This window comes from Variovorax sp. YR752 (assembly GCF_943372545.1).
Window position 1 is genome coordinate 16,252 of the sequence record NZ_CALRZC010000027.1, and the last position, 17,157, is coordinate 33,408.

Here is a 17,157-nt window from a genome sequence, read left to right on the forward strand (position 1 = left end):
GATCGTTCGTACCGCAGATCGTTCGGCATGCGGTGGAGTCACTGAATGAATCCCTCCTTGCTCAAGAGAATCGCCGAGGCGCGTGGCGACGCGCCGGCCACGCGGCGCGCGATTCTCGACCTGATCCTCGAAGACCCCGACCGCGCGCTCGAAGAGAGCTTCGAGCAGCTGGCCGAGCGCTCGCGCAGCTCGGTGCCCACCATCATGCGCACCTGCCGCGACCTCGGCTTTGCCGGGCTGCGCGAGTTCAAGCTCGCGCTCGCACAGGAACTGGCACTCGGCGGTTCGCCGCTGCACCGCCGCGTCAACATCGAAGACGCCGCCGACGAAGTGGTCAGCAAGATCGCACGCAGTGCCGCCGCCTCGGTCTCGGGCGTGCGCGGCCAGCTCGACATGCAGGTGCTCGACGGCGCCGTGCGCGCCATCGCGGCCGCACCGCACGTTGACCTGTACGGCGCGGGCGCCACCTCGTGGTTCATGGCGAGCGACCTGCAGGCGCGGCTGTTCCGCCTCGGCCTCTCGGCCAATGCCTGGGCCGACTACCACCTGCAGCAGGTGGCCGGTGCAGCGCAACGCCCGGGCGGCGTGGTCATCGCCATCTCGCACGTGGGCGGCATGCCCTCGCTGCTCGACGCCGTCGACATCGCGTGCGGGCAGGGCGCCCAGGTGGTCGCGATCACGCGGCCGGGCACCGCGCTCGCAGCCAAGGCCGACTTCCTCATCGGCCTGTCGGTGCCCGACGACGCCGTGATGCACGTGGGCATCGACGCCTACCTCACGCACCTCACCGTCATCGAGATCCTCACCGTGCTGGTGGCGCAACGCCGCGGCGAGCCCGCCGTGCAGCGCCTGCAGCGCGCACGCGAGGCCTTTCAACGCCATGGCATCGACGCCACCACGCACCCGCTGCAGAGCTGGGACGGCGGCGGCATCAACGCGAAAAAGGGAGACCGCGAACCATGAGCGACACCCCACCCGTGCTGCTCGAAGCCGGCCTCGTGGTCGACGGCTCGGGCGGCCCTTCATGGCCCGGCGACGTGCTGCTGCAGGGCGACCGCATCGTGGCACTCGGCGAAGGCCTGCGCACGCGGCTGCCTGAGGGACTGAACATCGCGGACGTCGACGTGGTCGACTGCCGTGGCAAGGTGATCGCCCCCGGCTTCATCGACGCCCACACGCACGACGACGCCATCGTGCTGCGCGACCCGCTGTGCCTGCCCAAGGTGTCGCAGGGCATCACCACCGTGGTCACGGGCAACTGCGGCATTTCGCTGGCGCCGTACCGCACGCCGCAGTCGAAGCCGCCGCTCACGCTGCTGGGCGCGGACTCGTTCAAGCACGCGACCATGGCCGAGTACCGCGCGGCCGTCGATGCGACGCAACCTGCGCTCAATGTGGCCGCGCTCGTGGGCCACACCACGCTGCGCTTCGCGGCGATGCAGGCGCTCGACCGGCCCGCGAACGGCGATGAACTGGCACACATGGCCGCGCTGCTCGACGACTGCATGGCCGCAGGCGCGCATGGCATGTCATCAGGCCTGTTCTACGAAGAAGCCTTTGCCGCACCGGCCGAAGAAGTCACCGCGCTCGCGCGCGTCGTGGCACGCCACGGCGGCGTGTACGCTACGCACCTGCGCAGCGAAATGCAGCAGATCATCGAAGCGCTGCACGAGGCCGGCGACACGGCCTTCAGCGCGGGCGTGCCGCTGGTCATCTCGCACCACAAGTGCGCCGGTCCCGCGAACTGGGGCCGCACGAAGGAGACGCTGCCGCTGATCGAGGCGCTGTCGCAGCGCCAGCAGATCGCGATGGACGTCTACCCCTACGTGGCCGGCTCCACCGTGCTGCGCGAAGACCTGGTCGACGGCGTCATCGACGTGCTGCTGACCTGGTCCGACCCGCACCCCGAGATGACGGGCCGCCTCCTCTCCGACATCGCGCGCGAGTGGGGCACCACCGAACAGGAAGCCTGCCTGCGCCTGAAGCCCGGCGGTGCCTGCTACTTCCAGATGCAGGAAGAAGACGTGGAGCGCGTCATTGCGCACCCGCTCACCATGATCGGCAGTGACGGCCTGCCGCACGACCGCCATCCGCACCCGCGCCTGTGGGGTGCGTTCCCGCGCGTGTTTGCGCGCTACTGGCGCCAGCGCAAGCTCTTCACGCTGGAGCAGGCGGTGCACAAGATGACCGGCATGACCGCGCGCAACCTGCGCATCGCGGATCGCGGCCTGCTGCGCGTCGGCACGATGGCCGACGTGGTGGTGTTCGACCCTGAGACCATCACCGACACCGCGACCTACGACCAGCCGCTGGGCGTGAGCGAAGGGATCGAACGCGTGTTCGTGAACGGCGTGCTGGCCTATCGCGGTGGCGGGGGCGAAGCGAAGGTGCTGGCGCGCGCGGGGCGGATGCTCACGCGCGGCAGCTAGGCATCAGGCAAACACCAGGCACACCGGCGTAGGCACCTGCGCCACCTGCACCGGCTGGTCCAGCGTGCCGCTGGCCGGATCGATGCGCAGGCGCAGGATCGTGTCGCCTTTCTGGCTGAGCGCGTAGAGGTGGCTGCCACCCGGCGCCATCGCCAGCGCACGCGGAAAGCGCAGGCCCTCGCTCCAGTGCTGCAGCGGTGTCAACGCGCCGTTGCTCGCGTCGATGCGGAACGCCGCAATGCTGTCGGCCATGGGATGGTCCGACTTCAAGCGCCGGTTGGTCGCATAGAGAAATTGCCCTGACGGATGCATCACCAGCGCCGCCGCGTTCTTCTGGCCGACGTAGCCCTCGGGCACGGTCGAGACGCGCTGGCGCTGTTCCCCGACCTTGCCACTCGCCGCGTCGTAGCCGAAGCTGGTGACCGTGGCGTCGAGTTCGTTCACCACGTACAGGAAGCGCTGCGACGGATGCAGCGCCAGATGGCGCGGGCCGCTGCCGGGCGCGACGGACGTGCGACCAAGCAAGGCCAGCTTGCCGTCGGCGAGCGTGAACGCATTGATGCGGTCGGTGCCGAGGTCGGTGGCGAGCAGGCGTTGGCCCGTGCCATCGAACAGCACCATGTGCGGATGCGGCGATTCCTGGCGTTCCGCGTCGGCGCCGGCGCCGGTTTCCTTCTCGATGCCCGAGACCTTGCCGAGCTTGCCGTCCGCCTCGATGGGCAGCACGTTGTAGGCGCCGCCACCGTACAGCGCCACAGCGAGCGCGCGGCCGTCGGGCGACACGGCCAGGTGCGCAGGCGTCACGCCCGAGAGCGAGAGCGGCTGGCGGTTGAGCAGCGTCAGGCGCCCATCGTTCGCATCGATTGCATAGGCCTCGGCCGTGCCGGTGGGCAGTCCCAGGTAGCTGTCGATCTCGTTGATCGCGTAGAGGACGCGCCGGTTCGGGTGCACCGCGAGGAACGAGGGGTTCGCGCTGGCCACGGTCTGCACCGGCGTCCAGCCGCCGTCCCGGATGGCGAGCACGTAGATGCCCTTCGATGCCGGGCCTCCGGCGGTGCCGCCGGGTGCGTCGCTGGTGTAGGTGCCGACGTAGGCGAATCGCGGCGCGGGCGCGGTGCTGGCGACAGTGCTGCTGCTCGCAGTGTCAGGGGTCTGTGCGCCGGCGGGGACCATCGGCGTCAGTGCGCCGAGCGCGGAGGCACCGCCGATCCACTGCATGACGGCGCGGCGGTTCTGGCCGGAGAGTTGGGGGCTGTGTGTCATGGCGTTCATTCCTCTCGTTCAGGGCCGCACCGACATGGCATGGTGAAAGATGTTGTTCGGGTCGTAGCGCCGCTTCACTTTGCGAAGGAAGGCGTAGAGCCCCTGGTCCCCATAGTAGAGCTGCGGCCAGAACGGGTAGGCCAGCATGTCGTTGTCCGGGTAGTTGATGTAGCAGCCTTCGTAGCGCTCGCCGGGGTAGGGCGTGCCGGCAAAACGCTCGGGCACGTCGGGCGTGCCGTACACGTCGCGGTAGAAGTCGCTGATCCAGCGCAGGTGGCCCGCGTCGTCCGCCGCGCTGCGCCAATACGTCTGGTACTGCAGCTTCATGATCGATGCGCGCTGCGGCACGGCGGTGTCGCCGATGCGCTCGGGTTTGTTGATCGCGCCGCCATAGGAGTCGACCTGCACCAGCGACTGGCTCAGGTCGACACCGGGCATCGTGCGCGTGAGGTGCGTGTAGATGCGCTGCGCTTCGCGGGCCGTGAAGTTGCGCTTCATGTAGGCCGACTTGTACTTGCCGCGCTGGTTCTCGCCCGAGCCGTTGAGGTATTGCGTGGCCGTGAGCCAGTCGTAGCGCGTCACGGTGTGCGGCTTGGAGCACAGCAGCTGCCCCGTGTCCCGCTGCGGCGCCGGGCCCACGCCGGGTGCGCGGCCCTTCAGAGGCACCGGCGTGCAGGCGCGGAAGCGCTCGAGGAAATCGTTGAGCACCGTGAGGTCGTTGCAGGTGCCGTCGGGGTTGCAGAACTGCGTGAGCATCACGATCTGGCCCGATGAGCGGTGCGTGAGCTTGAGCAGCGAGAACATGCCCCAGGTGTCGGGCGATGTGCCGCGCGTTTCCCAGTAGTCGCCGTAGATGGCAAGCAACTGGGCAAAGCGCGCGGGCGTCATCGTGGCCCAGTCGAATGCGACCACCGCGAGCGCCACCTCGCGCGGCGCGGTCGGCAGGGTGTCGAATACATAGCTGGTGATCGCGCCGAAGTTGCCGCCGCCCGCACCGCGGCAGGCACGGAACAGTTCCGGCTCGTGCGTGGCATCCACGGTGCGCGGCACGACCTTGCCGCGCGCGTCGACCGTGAGGATGTCCACCGCCGAGAGCCAGTCGACCGTGAGCCCCTGCAGGCGCGACAGGAGGCCGTAGCCGCCGCCGCAGATGTGCCCGCCCGCGCCCACCGAGTAGCAGGAGCCGCCGGGCAGCGTCACGTTGTGCTGCTTGTACAGCTCGAGGTAGCCGTTCCAGTTCTGCGTGCCGGGCGCGATGCGGTAGCGGCCGTCGCCCTTGCGGTCGGCGCTCGCCTGGGTGAGCAGGCTCAGGTCGAGGATCGCGCCGTCGGGGTTGTTGGAGACGAAGTCTTCATAGCAATGCCCGCCGCTGCGCACCGTGGGCCGCAGGCCCGCATCGACGATGCGTTGCAAGGCAGCGGCGGCATCGCCCGCGTTTTCCACCAGCTCGATGCGCGACGCGGCATCGGATTCCGTGGCCGGCCATCGCAGGTTGAAGCCCTTCTTCAATGTGTTGTAGCGAGCGTCCTGGCGTGTCACGGTGATGGTCATGGGCACTGTCTCTGAAGAAGGTCTGGCGGCGATGGCGCCGGGAGAAGGGGAAGGTCTGCGTTGTTTCGGGTGGGCCTGAAATTGAAAGGTTTTTTCTTAACTTCCTCAAATTCGCGTGGATATGGCGGAATGGCGCCAATATTGACGTGAATTTCAGCCTTTGTGAAAAATATTTTCAGTCTGGCGCGATGTCTTCGACGGCTTGCGCCTGGAACATCCGCGTGAAGTCGCAGCACGCTTGCGCCAGCATCACGATCGACGACGTGAGCGCGCTGCGGTGCTCGCCCTTGTGCATGGCCACGTAGCGCACCACGGGCAGCGCGGGTGTCACGTCGATCACCTCGAGCATGCCGGCGTCGACCAGCGGCGCGAGGCATTCGCGCGGCAGGTAGCTCACGCCGAGGCCCGACACGGTGAGCCCCGTGAGCGCGACGAGGTTGCTCACCACGATCGCGTTGGCGGGCTGCACGCCCTGGTCCTTCATCCAGGCGTCGTAGGCGCGGCCGGTGCCCGAGTTGTTGCCCTGCACCAGCATGCGGTGGCGCGCGAGGTCGTGCAGGCGCACGGTGCCGGTGGCTGCGGCTGAGGGAATCACGCCGGGCTTGCACATCCACGCGCTTTTCACCCGGCCGATGACCTTGCTCTGCATGCGCGAGTCGGCGAAGGTGTGGGGCACGATGACCACATCGAGCTCGTCGGCCAGCAGCTTGTCGCGCAGCTGCAGGCTGTCGTCCACGTCGGGCTCCAGGATCACCTTGGGGTAGTGCTGCTGGATCAGGCCGACCAGGCGCGGCAGCCAGGTCATCGCGGTGAGCTCGGTCACGCCGATGCGGATGCGACGCTCCACCACACCCGGCTTGCCGAACTGTTCGACGGCGGCATCGCGCTGGTCGAGCAGCTTTTTGGCGAGCACGAACATCTCCTCGCCCTTGTCGGTGAGGCGCGCCGTGCGCTGGCTGCGGTCGAAGAGTTCGGTGTCGAACAGCTGCTCCAGCTCGTGCACGCGCTTGGAGATGGCCGACTGCGAGGTATGCAGCTGGTTGGCCGCCTGGGCGAAGCCACCCAGCCGGGCGATCCAGTACAGGGCTTCGAGTTGCTTGAAGGTCATCACGGCGGGTGGCTCCTGAAAGAACGCTTTTATTCATGCGATTCGATCACAAAAAATCGCTTTTAGAAATTCATCGGGACGCACAAGATGCGCCCCAGGCCACCGTCATCGCAACCCAAGGAACACACCATGGACTTCAAACTGCCCCTAGCTTCCGCACTCGCCCTTGTCTTCGCATGCGGCGCCGCCAGCGCCCAGGACGCCGGCACGCTGCGCAAGATCAAGGAGAGCGGCACGATCCAGATCGGCGCGCGCGACAGCCAGATCCCGTTCTCGTACAAGCTCAGCGCCGACAGCGCACCCATCGGCTTCACCAACGACATCTGCCTGAAGATCGTCGACGCCGTGAAGGCCAAGCTGGGCCTGCCGAAGATCGAGGTGCGCTACACCATGCTCAACTCGACCAACCGCATTCCGCTGCTGCAGAACGGCACGGTCGACCTCGACTGCGCGACCACCACCAACACCACGCAGCGCCAGGCGCAGGTCGACTTTGCGCCGAGCCACTTCGTCACCAATATCACGGCCGCCGTGAAGAAGAACTCGGGCATCAACGCGCTGCCCGACCTCAACGGCAAGAACGTGGCCACCGTCTCGGGCAGCACCTCCATCCAGCTGCTGCGCGGCGCACGCAAGAGCGGCACCATCGAGGTGAACGAGATCGCGGGCAAGGACACCTCCGATGGCTTCCTGCTGCTGTCCACCGGCCGCGCCGATGCCTACGTGCTCGACGACGTGCAGCTGGCCGGCATGATCGCCAGCGCCACCAACCCGGGCGACTACAAGATCCTCAAGGAGTCGCTGCGCCAGGAGCCCTACGGCATCATGCTGCGCAAGGACGACCCCGAGTTCAAGGCGCTGGTCGACGAGACCGTCAACGGACTCATGAAGTCGGGCGCCATCGAGCAGCTGTACACCAAGTGGTTCCTCTCGCCGATTCCGCCGCGCAACGCGAACCTCAACTTCCCGATGACGGACGCGGTGCGCGAGATCTACAAGAACCCCAACAACAAGGGCGTCTGACACCATGGCAGTCACACGTGCGGACCTGCCGAAAGGCGAGCTCTTTTCCGAGGCACTGATGCGCGAGGTGCGCGAGCGCTTCCTGGGCATCGAGCGCGACCACCACGGCCGCGAGCGCCTGTACTTCGACAACGCGGGCGGTTCGTTCCGATTGAAGGCCGCGGTCGAGCGCTTCGCGCAGGTCGACGCCATTCCCGACAACGCCGAGCGCATCCACGAAACGGCCGTCGAGCTGCAGGCGATGCAGGCGCGCGGCGCCGACGACCTGCGCACCATCCTCAACGCCACCGGCGGCAGCGTGTACCCCTCGCTCACCGCCTCGGGCGCCATGTTCGACATGGTGCGCGCGGTGGCCGAGAACGTGCCGGGCACGAACATGGTCACGACCGCGCTCGAGCACCCCTCGGCGTTCGACGCCATGCGCCTGTATGCCGAACGCCTCGGGCGCGAGTTGCGCGTGGCCAGGAGCAACCCCGTCACCGGTGGCGTCGACGTAGACGCCATCGTGGGGCTGGTCGACGAGAACACCTGTGTGCTCAACGTGATCCATGCGTCGAACATCTCGGGCGCCAAGCTCGACATGGCAGCCATCGTGCGGCGCGCGCGCGAGATCAAGCCCGACCTGTACATCCTCGTCGATGCCGTGCAGCACGCGCCGCACGGCGTCATCGACCTGCAGCAGACGCCGGTGGACGGCATCAACCTCGCGCCCTACAAGTTCTTCGGCTGCCGCGGCTCGGGCTTCGCGTGGATGTCGGAGCGCGCGGCCGCATTGCCGCACCACAAGCTGGCCGGCAAGAAGCCCGGCCACTGGGAGCTGGGCAGCTCGGCGCCATGGCAGTTCGCGGTGCTCACCGAAATCGTCGACTACGTGGGCTGGCTCGGCGGCCATTTCACCGACGCCACCGACCGCCGTGCCCGCTTCGTCGCGGGCATCGAGCGCATCGAGCTGCACGAGCGCGCGCTGCTGGCGACGCTGCTCGACGGCACCGCGCAGACGCCAGGCCTGCGCGCGCTGGACGGCGTGCAGGTGTTCCTCGACCACGAAGACTTGACGCAGCGCGACCTGATCCTGGGCATCGGCTTCGATGGCCTCGACTGCACGCAGGCCGTGGTCGAGTACGGCAAGCGCGGCGTGACCGTGTACGAGCGCGTGGCCAGCAGCATCTACTCGAAGCGGATGCTCGAATCCTTCGGGCTTGAGGGCACCGTGCGCGTGTCGCCGCTGCATTGCCACACGGTGGGCGAGATGGAAGCCTTTCTGCGCGCGACGCGAGAGATTGCGCAGGCCATCAGCGCTGCGTAGGCCCACCTGCGGCCTGCTGTTGTGCGTCCACGCGCGCGATGTTCTGCTGGTGCGACACCAGCATCGCCGTCAGCTCGCCGTGGACGTGCGCGTCGCCTATGCGCGGCAGCAGCGCCTGCAGCTTGCGCACCACCCAGCCCTGGCCGCGGTTGAGCAGCGCCAGGCGCGCGCTCAGGTCGGGCACGGCCATCGCGCGCTCGTAGAACGCGCCGGTGCGTGTGCTGGGCGTGGCGGCCAGTGACTGGATCGCATCGATCAGCACGCCGCACCAACGCACCTCGTCGCGGTGGATGTCGGTCACCAGGCGCTGCAGCGCGGGGTTGTCGGTTTCGGCGGCGCTGCGCAGCGTGATGCGTGCGCCGGCGCGTTCGGCTTCGAGCAGCTCGTTCAGCGCGGCCAACAGCTCCTCGCGGTTGCCGGCGTCGCGGTAGGCCGCATCCAGCTCATCGGCGTAGCAGACCGGGGAGGACACTTCCACGCGCTCGGGGAAGCGCAGCCCCTGCGCGCGCAGCGCGGCGGGCGTGTCGGCGAAGGGCGGCGCGGCATCGTCGGGCGGGGAGGCGTGGGGCATGGGCGGCAGGGGACGCATGGCAGGGCTCCTGAAGTCGTGTGCGTTCCCATGATGAACCGATGCTTCTCTCCAAGCCAATAAATGTTCACGACAGCGCACAGCGCCTGCTCGACGCCGTACAGGGCGGCGCGCTCGACCTGGCCGTGCGCTACAACCCGCCGCAGCGCCCCGGCATCGGCATGTATTCGCCGGGCTGAGGCGCAGTCCTGCTCCGCGGGTTGCTACTTTCAGGTACTTACGTCCAGGGCACCGGGACTCCGACAATCGGGCGCACGCCACCCCGCGCAACGTGGGGAAGAAAAATAAGCTTCGGGGAGTTTCATGTCCAACCACGGCAGTGTGCCCTCGCGCACGCGTTCGTCGTCACCTTCCGCTGACCGCAGCGCCCTGTGGGCCGAGCTGAGCCAGACGGCGCGGCTGTATCGGCTCGAAGTGCCGAGTGCTGCTTCATCTTCTTCGTCGGCCGCGCGCGAGAGCATCGACGCCTTGCGCGTGGAAGGCTGGGTGCAGCGCGAGGCGGTGTCGCAGCTGTTCGAGTTGCGCATCGTGTGCCTGAGCTTGCGTGCGGACCTGGCGCTGTCTTCACTGATTGATCAGCCGCTGACGTTGGTCACCGTGCTGGCCGATGGCTCTCTTGGTAAACGCACCGGATTGATCCGCGCAGTCGAATCGCTCGGCTCCGATGGCGGCCTGGCGCGCTACCGCCTGACGCTCGTGCCCTGGCTCTGGCTGGCCACCCAGCAGGGCCGCAGCCAGGTCTTCCAGCAACGAAGCGTGGCAGACATCATCGAACGCGTGCTCGCCCCGTATGCGGATGCGGGCAGCTGGGCCTTCTCCTCCGAGGTGAACAGCTTCCTGGCCGACGCGCCCGTGCGCACCTACTGCACCCAATACCGCGAGAGCGACTTCGACTTCTTCTCACGCCTGCTGGCCGAAGAAGGCCTGGCCTGGCGCACCGAGGAAGACGCGAAGGCCCCGATGGGCCACAAGCTCGTGATCTTTTCGTCGAACGACACACAGCCCGCCGACGTTGGCTCGCCCGTTCGCTTTCACCGCAAGAGCTCGCAGGAGCGCAGCGACGCCGTGCAGGCGCTGGTGCGCCGCATGCGCCAGTCGGTCGCTCAAGTGCACCTGAGCGCCTGGAACGTCGACGGCAAGCGCCAGCTCACAGGCAGCGCCCCGGCGCGCTTTCCGGTTGGCGGCAAGAACGCCCCGCGGCTGGAATACGACGACGTGCTCGGCCTGAACGACCGCAGCCGCGGCTGGGACACCAACCGCACGCTGGAGCGCTACGCCGCCCTGATGATGGAAGCGGCTGAATGCCGCGCCGACGTGATGCTGGGCCACAGCACCGTGCGCACACTGCGCGCGGGCACGCGCATCGAGATTGACGACGCGCCCGCGCTGGGCTTGCAGGCCAAGCCCGCGCTGCTGCTGGACACCGTCGAGCATGTGGGCATCAACAACCTGCCCAAGGACACTGCGGCGTCGATTGCGGCGCAGCTGGGCGAGCTGACGGAACACCTGGTGTTCGACCAGCCGTGTGCACCCGTGACCGCCGAGGCCGATGTGTTCGGGCTGGTGTCTGCAGCAACAAGCGCCGGCATAAGCAACGACAACGACATCCATCCGCAGCCCCAGAACCTCGCGACCGCGCAGGCCCAGGGCTACGCCAACAGCTTCTCGGGCGTGCACGCCCCGCGCCCGTGGCGCCCCGCACTGGCTGCGGCCGACGGCGCACGCCTGCACGCCAAGCCAACGGCCAGCGGCGTGCACAGCGCCATCGTGGTCGGCCCGTCGGGTGAGACCTCGCCCAACGGCGCCGACGAGCTGTACTGCAACGACCGCGGCGACGTGCGCGTGCGCTTCCATTGGCAGAACGGAACTGGAGAGAACGGCGACAGCGCCCCCGACAACCGCAGCACCCGCTGGATCCGCGTGGCCCAGCGCCAGGCCGGTCCCGGCATGGGCTGGCAGTGGCTGCCGCGCATCGGCCAGGAAGTGCTGGTCAAGTTCGTCGACCTGGATGTGGACCAGCCCGTCATCGTCGGCGCGCTGTACAACGGCCGCGGCGACGGCGGCATCGCCCCCACACCCGGCGGCGCATCGCGAGCCGGTGAGAACAGCGAGAACGACAACGACGTCTTCGCCCAGGCAGGCAACGCCTCGCCCAGCGCCCAGGCCAACCTCGCTGCGGGCCACGCCCCGCCCTGGCACGGCGCCAGCGCCGACGACAAGGGCCACCGCAACGCAGCAGCCCTGAGCGGCTTCAAGACCAAGGAGTTCGGCGGCGAGGGCTTCAGCCAGCTGGTGTTCGACGATTCGAACCAGCAGCTGCGCGTGCAGCTGCACGCCAGCACCGCCCACAGCCAACTGAACCTGGGCCACCTGATCCACCAGGCCGACAACTTCCGCGGCAGCTTCCGCGGCCAAGGTCTGGAGCTGCGCACCGATGGCTATGCCGCCCTGCGCGGCGGCAAGGGTGTCTTGCTGAGCACGTACCACGGCGCAGGTGGCCAGAAGCTGGAACCCGTGGGCGACTTCGCCGCCGGCATGGCGCTGCTCAAGCAGGTGCAACAGCTGGGCCAGGCGCTGAGCGATGCAGCCAAGACCCACGAGACCGTGCAGCTGGCCGGGCACATCGGTGCCAACAAGGCCAATGAATCGCAGCTCGACAAGGAACGCGCCCCTTACGCAGCGATGGAGCGCACCGCCAGCGGCATGGTGACGGCCGATGCGCTCGACACTGCCTATGCGGACGCAGCAGACAAGGCCATCGCCACCGGCGACGGCAAGGTGCCGCACACCAGCGATGCGGTGATCGCACTGGCCGCACGCGGCGGCCTGGCGATGGTGGCGGGTCAACAGCTGCAGATCGTCAGCGGCGAGACCGCCACGCTGGCCAGCGGTGGGGACATCAACCTGGCGCTGGCGGATGTGCTGCGCGTGCACAGTGGCCAGGCCATCGGCGTGCTGGCCGGGGCGCAGAAGGCCGATGCCGAAGCGGGCCTGTCGGTCATTGCAGGCAACGACGAACTGGACTTCCAGGCGCAGCATGACGAGCTGCGCATCCAGGCCAAGAACGCACTGAAGATCGCCAGTACGGACCAGACGGTGGAGTTCGCGGCCAAGAAGAAGATCCGCATCGCGACTGCGCAGGGCGCGTCGATCACGCTGCAGGATGGGGACATCACCTTCGAGTGCCCGGGGAAGATCACTTATCACGCGGTGCAGCGCAAGTTGGCGGGGCCGGTGCAGAAGAGCTATCCGCTGCCGGCATTTCCCAAGAGCATCTGCGTGGCGTGCCTCTTGAAGTCGCTCAAGTCGGCGCCGGCCTTCACTCAGGTGGAATAACGCACGATGAACCTGATCGACAAGCACGCGCCCGGATGGATCGACGCCCTGTTTGCGGACGATGGCCCTCTAGCCTCGGGTGCTGAGGGATTTCGCTATGCGTTGATCGATTGCGCCTTCGCTCCGCAATGCCATCAGCTGCTCAAGAGTCACCTCGGCTCCGGCTCTTTGCGGTCGCTCTACGAGAACATGCCCGGCGCTTCGGATGAAGCGATCCGGCATTCACCCGTCTTGCTGAACATCGACGCCGTCGAGAGACCCTTGCTCGATCGTGTGCTGCAGCTGACGAATGGCTTGCCGATGCTCAGCTTCATCCACTCGGTCGAACCGCTCGAATCGCTGTTCGAACGCTTGAGCCCCTGGTGCATCGTGAATGCGGACGGGCAGTATTTCGTGCTTCGCTTTCCCGACACGCGCCGCCTGCCGGATGTGCTGGCAGCCCTGTCACCGTCGCAGCAGATGGCGTTCTGCGGTCCTGGCACCACGTGGCATTTCCGTCGGCGCGACGCCAGCTGGTGCACTTTCCTTGCACCCGGGAAAACGGCCGCTTCCACGTCGCTGCCTCCATGCGCACCGGTACTCGATGGTGATCAATGCGCGGCGCTCATCGCCGGCAGCGAAGCGGACGAGATGGTCGCGAACCTGCTGCAGCTCTCACCAGCCTACGAAGCGAAGCACTTGCCCTCGGCCTTGCACGCGCTTGCGACATGCGGGCTCGCCGCAGCCAATGCCATGCAGTTCGACACGGTGGCGCAACGGATGAGACTTTGTGAAGTGTTTTGGCAGCAGCCCGAACTCAGCCGCAGCGTTCGCCCGGACCATGAAGCGCTGCGCGCCCTGATGGCTTAGCGCATCGCAGCAGGAACAACAAACAGATGCTTCTCAAGAATTGGCTCCTTCTTCCCCTCGTGTTTCTTGCATCCCTGGCTGCGACAGGATGCGCCATCGGCCGTGCCGACACGGTTCCAGCGTCGGTCAGCGGCGTCAACTACACCGACCAGGACATTCACTACCGGCTGTTCGACCCCAAAGATCCGAAGCAGACCACACTTGCCTCCGAAGACATTGGCCCATTTGCCGCCGGAGGCGTGCTGTGCTGTTACGGCGTACCGAAGGCCTGGGCGCCTGGCATTCAGGTCGGTGTGATTCTGCGGAGCTACGACAACAATGCGCGCGACTACCGGCCACGTCAGACCTTCATCGTTGATCTGCCGCCTTACGACAAGAGTGGCAAGGCGGGGGATGTTTGGTTCATCAACTATCCAGATGGAACAGTGGGCGTGGTCTCGACGGCATACAGGCCCAACGGCGATGAGTGGCCTGGGAAGATCAAGGGGTGGCCCAAGCCCTCGGTGGCTTTCCAGCGGGAGTTGTGGGAGCTCGATATGAGGTTGGCGCGAGAGGCGTTGGAATCAAGCCAAGAATCGATGAAAGAGTTTGATCGCGATCCGAAGCAATACCTCAAGAAATCGTGGGATCGTCACTTGGCATATGTGAAAGACAAGCAGGGTCTGGCAAGGGCGTACGGTCGATTTTCAGGTCCTGATGACCCCACACTGCTTGTCTTCGAAAGAGAAAGGCGTGAAGCGTCCTTGAGGTACTCGCAAGAAAAGGTCAATCGATTGACGAGAAGCAAGCCATGACAGTGCACGCCGAGTGTCATGACCATGGAGCACTCGCTTTGGTTTGGATTGCTTGACTTGCTGAAACAGGAAAAACTGATGATCTTCAAAAATTGGCTACTTCCCTTCGCGCTTCTCGCATCACTGGCCACCAGTGGTTGTGCTCTAGGCCGCGCCGAAACGGTTCCGGCCTCGGTCAGCGGCGTCAACTACACCGACCAGGACATCCGCTATCGACTGTTCGACCCCAAGGACCCGAAGCAGACCGTGGTCGCCTCCGAAGAGATCGGGCCGTTCGCCGCGGGCGGCGTGATCTGTTGCTACAACGTGCCGAAGATGTGGGCGCCCGGCATCCAGGTCGGCGTGATTCTGCAGAGCTACGACAACAAGGCGGGGGACTACCGGCCGAGCCAGACCTTCATCGTCGACCTGCCGCCTTATGACAAGAGCGGCAAGGCAGGGGATGTGTGGTTCATCAACTATCCCGATGGCACGGTGGGGGTGGTTTCAACCGCGTACCGACCCAACGGCGACGAATGGCCCGGGAAGATCAAGGGGTGGCCCAAGCCTTCATTGGCTTTCCAGCAGGAGTTGTGGGAGCGAGATATGAGACTGGCGCAGGAGGGCTTGAAGTCGAGCAAGAAGTCGCTGGAGGAATTGAGCATTGATCCAAAAAAGTACCTCCGCAAGACATGGGAATGGCGCGCAAAAGAGTTTGCCTATCGAAAGGAACTCGCAGCGTTCTCGGGGCCAGACGATCCCGCCTTCTTCACCAAGGAGAAGGCCATGCTGGAGCGACTTGTGGCTTGGGACCAGGAAAAGGTCGATAGGCTGATGAAGGTCAAGCCATGACCGCACATTTGGTAAATCCCATCGGAGAGGAAATATTCGCCAATCCTTCAAATCGAGAAGTTTTCTTTGGACCAGCAAGCGACAAGATTCGAGTCGACTACGAGGTCAGCCGCGAACTGCGCCCCGTGGGCCAACCCGGCAAGTCTTGTGACGTGAACCTCTTCATGGGCTTCTTCTTCGACGGCACGCGCAACAACTACGATCGCAGCACCAGAGAAAAGGATCACACGCACTCCAACGTCGCGCGCCTGTACGGTGCCTATCCGGGCCAGCATGTGCCCGGGGTGCCAGCCGACCCCGATGCGCAGTGGACCACGAACCCCGACAACTACCAGCAGTTCTTCAAGGTGTATGTGCCGGGCGTGGGGACGCCCTTCACGCAGGTGGACGACAGCGGCACCGGCAAGGACGCGTTGCTGGGCAACGCCACGGCGCTCTACGGCGAGCGCCGCATCCTGTGGGCGTTGGCACAAGCGCTCAACTGCGTCTACCGCTACCTCACCCGAAGCGGCAACGGACCAGGCCTGTTCTCCACCGAAGAAGTGCTGAAGTTTTGCAAGGCCTTCGACCTCGGGCGGGAGGAACTGCTGGAAGCTGGCAAAGGGGCCACCGACAAGCGCCAACGCGAGAACAAGAATCGCCGGACGCTCGAAGCGATGCTCAACAAGCTGCATGAGTCAGTCAAGCCGCACATGATCGATCCCACAACGGGTCAGTGCAGCAAGGTCGACCCAGGGCGCGTGCAGCGCATCTTCGTCAGCGCGTTCGGCTTTTCTCGAGGCGCGGCGGAGGCACGGGTCTTTGTCAATTGGTTCCTCGCGATGTGCGAGATCGATGCTGAACTTCGCGGGCAGACGGGGCCGACGCTGGCATCGTTTCCGGTGACCTTCGACTTCCTGGGGTTGTTCGATACGGTCGCGTCGGTCGGTGTAGCGGCGTCTTCGCTGTTCGCCGACGGGCATGGCGGATGGGCTGACGCTGACACTTCGATGCGCATCCCGGCCGACGTGCCCTGCCTACACATCGTGGCCGCGCATGAGTTCCGTCGCAGCTTTCCGTCGGATTCCGTTCATGTCGGCAATACGTTGCCTGAAAATTCTCGGGAGTGGGTGTGCCCCGGCATGCACTCGGACGTCGGCGGAGGCTACATGCCGAAGGAGCAGGGCAAGGGGATCGATGAGGCGGGCGAGGACATGCTGTCGCGTATTCCTTTGGCCCTGATGTACCGCGAAGCACGAATCTTGGGCGTGCCCCTGAAACTGGAACTGGCACGCCCAGTCATCCAGAAGCAATTCATGGTCGCCAAGGATCTGATCCGTGATTTCAACGCTTACCTTGCCGTATGCCGGGTCAAGGAAGGGGTTCTGCGCGACATCATGGCGGAGCAGCGCAAGCTGTTCATCCTGTGGCGCAAATCATGGGTCGGTCGCCCGTTGGAGATGGATTTTGTCCTGCGCGCGTCGGCCCCAGACCGGGCGGACCTTTTGTCGGCCGACGAGCAGTTCGTCAAGGAAGTGAAGGACTTCGAAGCCTGGCTCAAGAAAAAGAAGCGGATCAGCGGCCGCAACAGCCCGGATGGCACACCGCACGAAATCGACAACGTGCCCGGCATCGATTCGGAGCGGGTGGGCGAGTGGGGCCGCATCGAGCCGTACTGGAACGAGCCCGTGCTCACCAGCAAGCTGTTCGAAGACCGTGTGCACGATTCGCATGCATGGTTCAAGCTCACCGGGCCCGAAGCGGCCGAGTTCAAGGAGCAGCTCGACAAGCTGGTGGCTCGGAAGAAAAGGGCGGACGAGGCGCGCGGGCAGATCGATCCACCCAGAGGCGGGGCGCCCGCCGGGCTGACGCGCCGGCAAGAGCAATGGGTGAACCTGTACCTGACCAAGGGCGAGTACGCGCCCGAATTCACGGAAGGGCGCGAATGGTATGCATGGGGTGCCGGCTACTTGCGCTATCGCCGTGTGTACGCAGGCGCGGACGAGACACGGCTGACTCAGAACCGTCGACCCGCAGAAAGGGAGTCGCCGGAGCCGATGACGGCCTGATGCGAACGGCAGGGCGGTGCCCTGCCGTTC

General features: G+C 66.0%; 14 protein-coding genes. 10 read left to right on the plus strand and 4 right to left on the minus strand.

Annotated features, from left to right (window positions below; genetic code table 11):
• Positions 1 to 45: 45 nt before the first annotated feature.
• Both AAG801_RS09125 and AAG801_RS09130 read left to right on the plus strand, forming a co-directional pair.
• Positions 46 to 963 (plus strand): MurR/RpiR family transcriptional regulator, encoded by a 918-nt coding sequence (locus tag AAG801_RS09125; protein ID WP_341888116.1) that lies wholly within the window; start codon positions 46 to 48, stop codon positions 961 to 963.
• A complete protein-coding gene (locus AAG801_RS09130) occupies positions 960 to 2,429 on the plus strand; it encodes a D-aminoacylase (RefSeq protein WP_341888117.1) in 1,470 nt (489 codons plus the stop codon). The genes AAG801_RS09125 and AAG801_RS09130 overlap by 4 nt, the downstream gene beginning before the upstream one ends.
• Before the next feature lie 3 nt (positions 2,430 to 2,432).
• Here AAG801_RS09130 and AAG801_RS09135 read toward each other — a convergent pair whose 3' ends face one another.
• The 3 genes from AAG801_RS09135 to AAG801_RS09145 form a co-directional block, all read right to left on the minus strand.
• On the minus strand, positions 2,433 to 3,692 hold the full coding sequence (locus AAG801_RS09135) for a lactonase family protein (protein ID WP_341888118.1): 1,260 nt from the start codon (positions 3,690 to 3,692) through the stop codon (positions 2,433 to 2,435).
• Between the two features lie 18 nt (positions 3,693 to 3,710).
• Positions 3,711 to 5,243, minus strand: coding sequence for an FAD-binding oxidoreductase (locus tag AAG801_RS09140; protein WP_341888119.1), 1,533 nt, complete (start codon positions 5,241 to 5,243; stop codon positions 3,711 to 3,713).
• Between the two features lie 175 nt (positions 5,244 to 5,418).
• Positions 5,419 to 6,351 (minus strand): LysR family transcriptional regulator, encoded by a 933-nt coding sequence (locus AAG801_RS09145; RefSeq protein ID WP_341888144.1) that lies wholly within the window; start codon positions 6,349 to 6,351, stop codon positions 5,419 to 5,421.
• A gap of 129 nt (positions 6,352 to 6,480) precedes the next feature.
• Here AAG801_RS09145 and AAG801_RS09150 point away from each other — a divergent pair, with 129 nt between their 5' ends.
• Together AAG801_RS09150 and AAG801_RS09155 are read left to right on the plus strand one after the other, a co-directional pair.
• Positions 6,481 to 7,374 carry an amino acid ABC transporter substrate-binding protein gene (locus AAG801_RS09150; protein ID WP_341888120.1) on the plus strand — a complete coding sequence of 298 codons (894 nt, stop codon included), beginning with the start codon at positions 6,481 to 6,483 and terminating at the stop codon, positions 7,372 to 7,374.
• A gap of 4 nt (positions 7,375 to 7,378) precedes the next feature.
• Positions 7,379 to 8,680: an aminotransferase class V-fold PLP-dependent enzyme gene (locus AAG801_RS09155; protein WP_341888121.1), complete on the plus strand. Its 1,302-nt coding sequence runs from the start codon at positions 7,379 to 7,381 to the stop codon at positions 8,678 to 8,680.
• Here AAG801_RS09155 and AAG801_RS09160 read toward each other — a convergent pair.
• Entirely contained in the window at positions 8,667 to 9,251 is a 585-nt protein-coding gene (locus AAG801_RS09160; protein ID WP_341888122.1) for a DUF6306 domain-containing protein, read from the minus strand. The genes AAG801_RS09155 and AAG801_RS09160 overlap by 14 nt on opposite strands.
• Before the next feature lie 59 nt (positions 9,252 to 9,310).
• On the opposite strand from AAG801_RS09160, the gene AAG801_RS09165 reads away from it, so the two are divergent.
• The 6 genes from AAG801_RS09165 to AAG801_RS09190 all read left to right on the plus strand — a co-directional run bounded on the left by AAG801_RS09165 (position 9,311) and on the right by AAG801_RS09190 (position 17,127).
• Complete coding sequence (locus tag AAG801_RS09165; protein ID WP_341888123.1) at positions 9,311 to 9,448, plus strand: hypothetical protein; 138 nt, start codon at positions 9,311 to 9,313, stop codon at positions 9,446 to 9,448.
• A 124-nt stretch (positions 9,449 to 9,572) separates the two neighbouring features.
• Positions 9,573 to 12,605, plus strand: coding sequence for a type VI secretion system Vgr family protein (locus AAG801_RS09170; protein ID WP_341888124.1), 3,033 nt, complete (start codon positions 9,573 to 9,575; stop codon positions 12,603 to 12,605).
• 6 nt (positions 12,606 to 12,611) lie between these two features.
• Positions 12,612 to 13,454, plus strand: a complete 843-nt coding sequence (locus AAG801_RS09175) for a DUF4123 domain-containing protein (RefSeq protein ID WP_341888125.1) — start codon at positions 12,612 to 12,614, stop codon at positions 13,452 to 13,454.
• A 26-nt stretch (positions 13,455 to 13,480) separates the two neighbouring features.
• Positions 13,481 to 14,248 (plus strand): DUF3304 domain-containing protein, encoded by a 768-nt coding sequence (locus AAG801_RS09180; protein ID WP_341888126.1) that lies wholly within the window; start codon positions 13,481 to 13,483, stop codon positions 14,246 to 14,248.
• A gap of 18 nt (positions 14,249 to 14,266) precedes the next feature.
• Positions 14,267 to 15,079, plus strand: coding sequence for a DUF3304 domain-containing protein (locus AAG801_RS09185; protein ID WP_341888127.1), 813 nt, complete (start codon positions 14,267 to 14,269; stop codon positions 15,077 to 15,079).
• Positions 15,076 to 17,127: a DUF2235 domain-containing protein gene (locus AAG801_RS09190; RefSeq protein WP_341888128.1), complete on the plus strand. Its 2,052-nt coding sequence runs from the start codon at positions 15,076 to 15,078 to the stop codon at positions 17,125 to 17,127. Before AAG801_RS09185 ends, AAG801_RS09190 begins: the two co-directional genes overlap by 4 nt.
• The last annotated feature ends 30 nt before the right edge of the window (positions 17,128 to 17,157 follow it).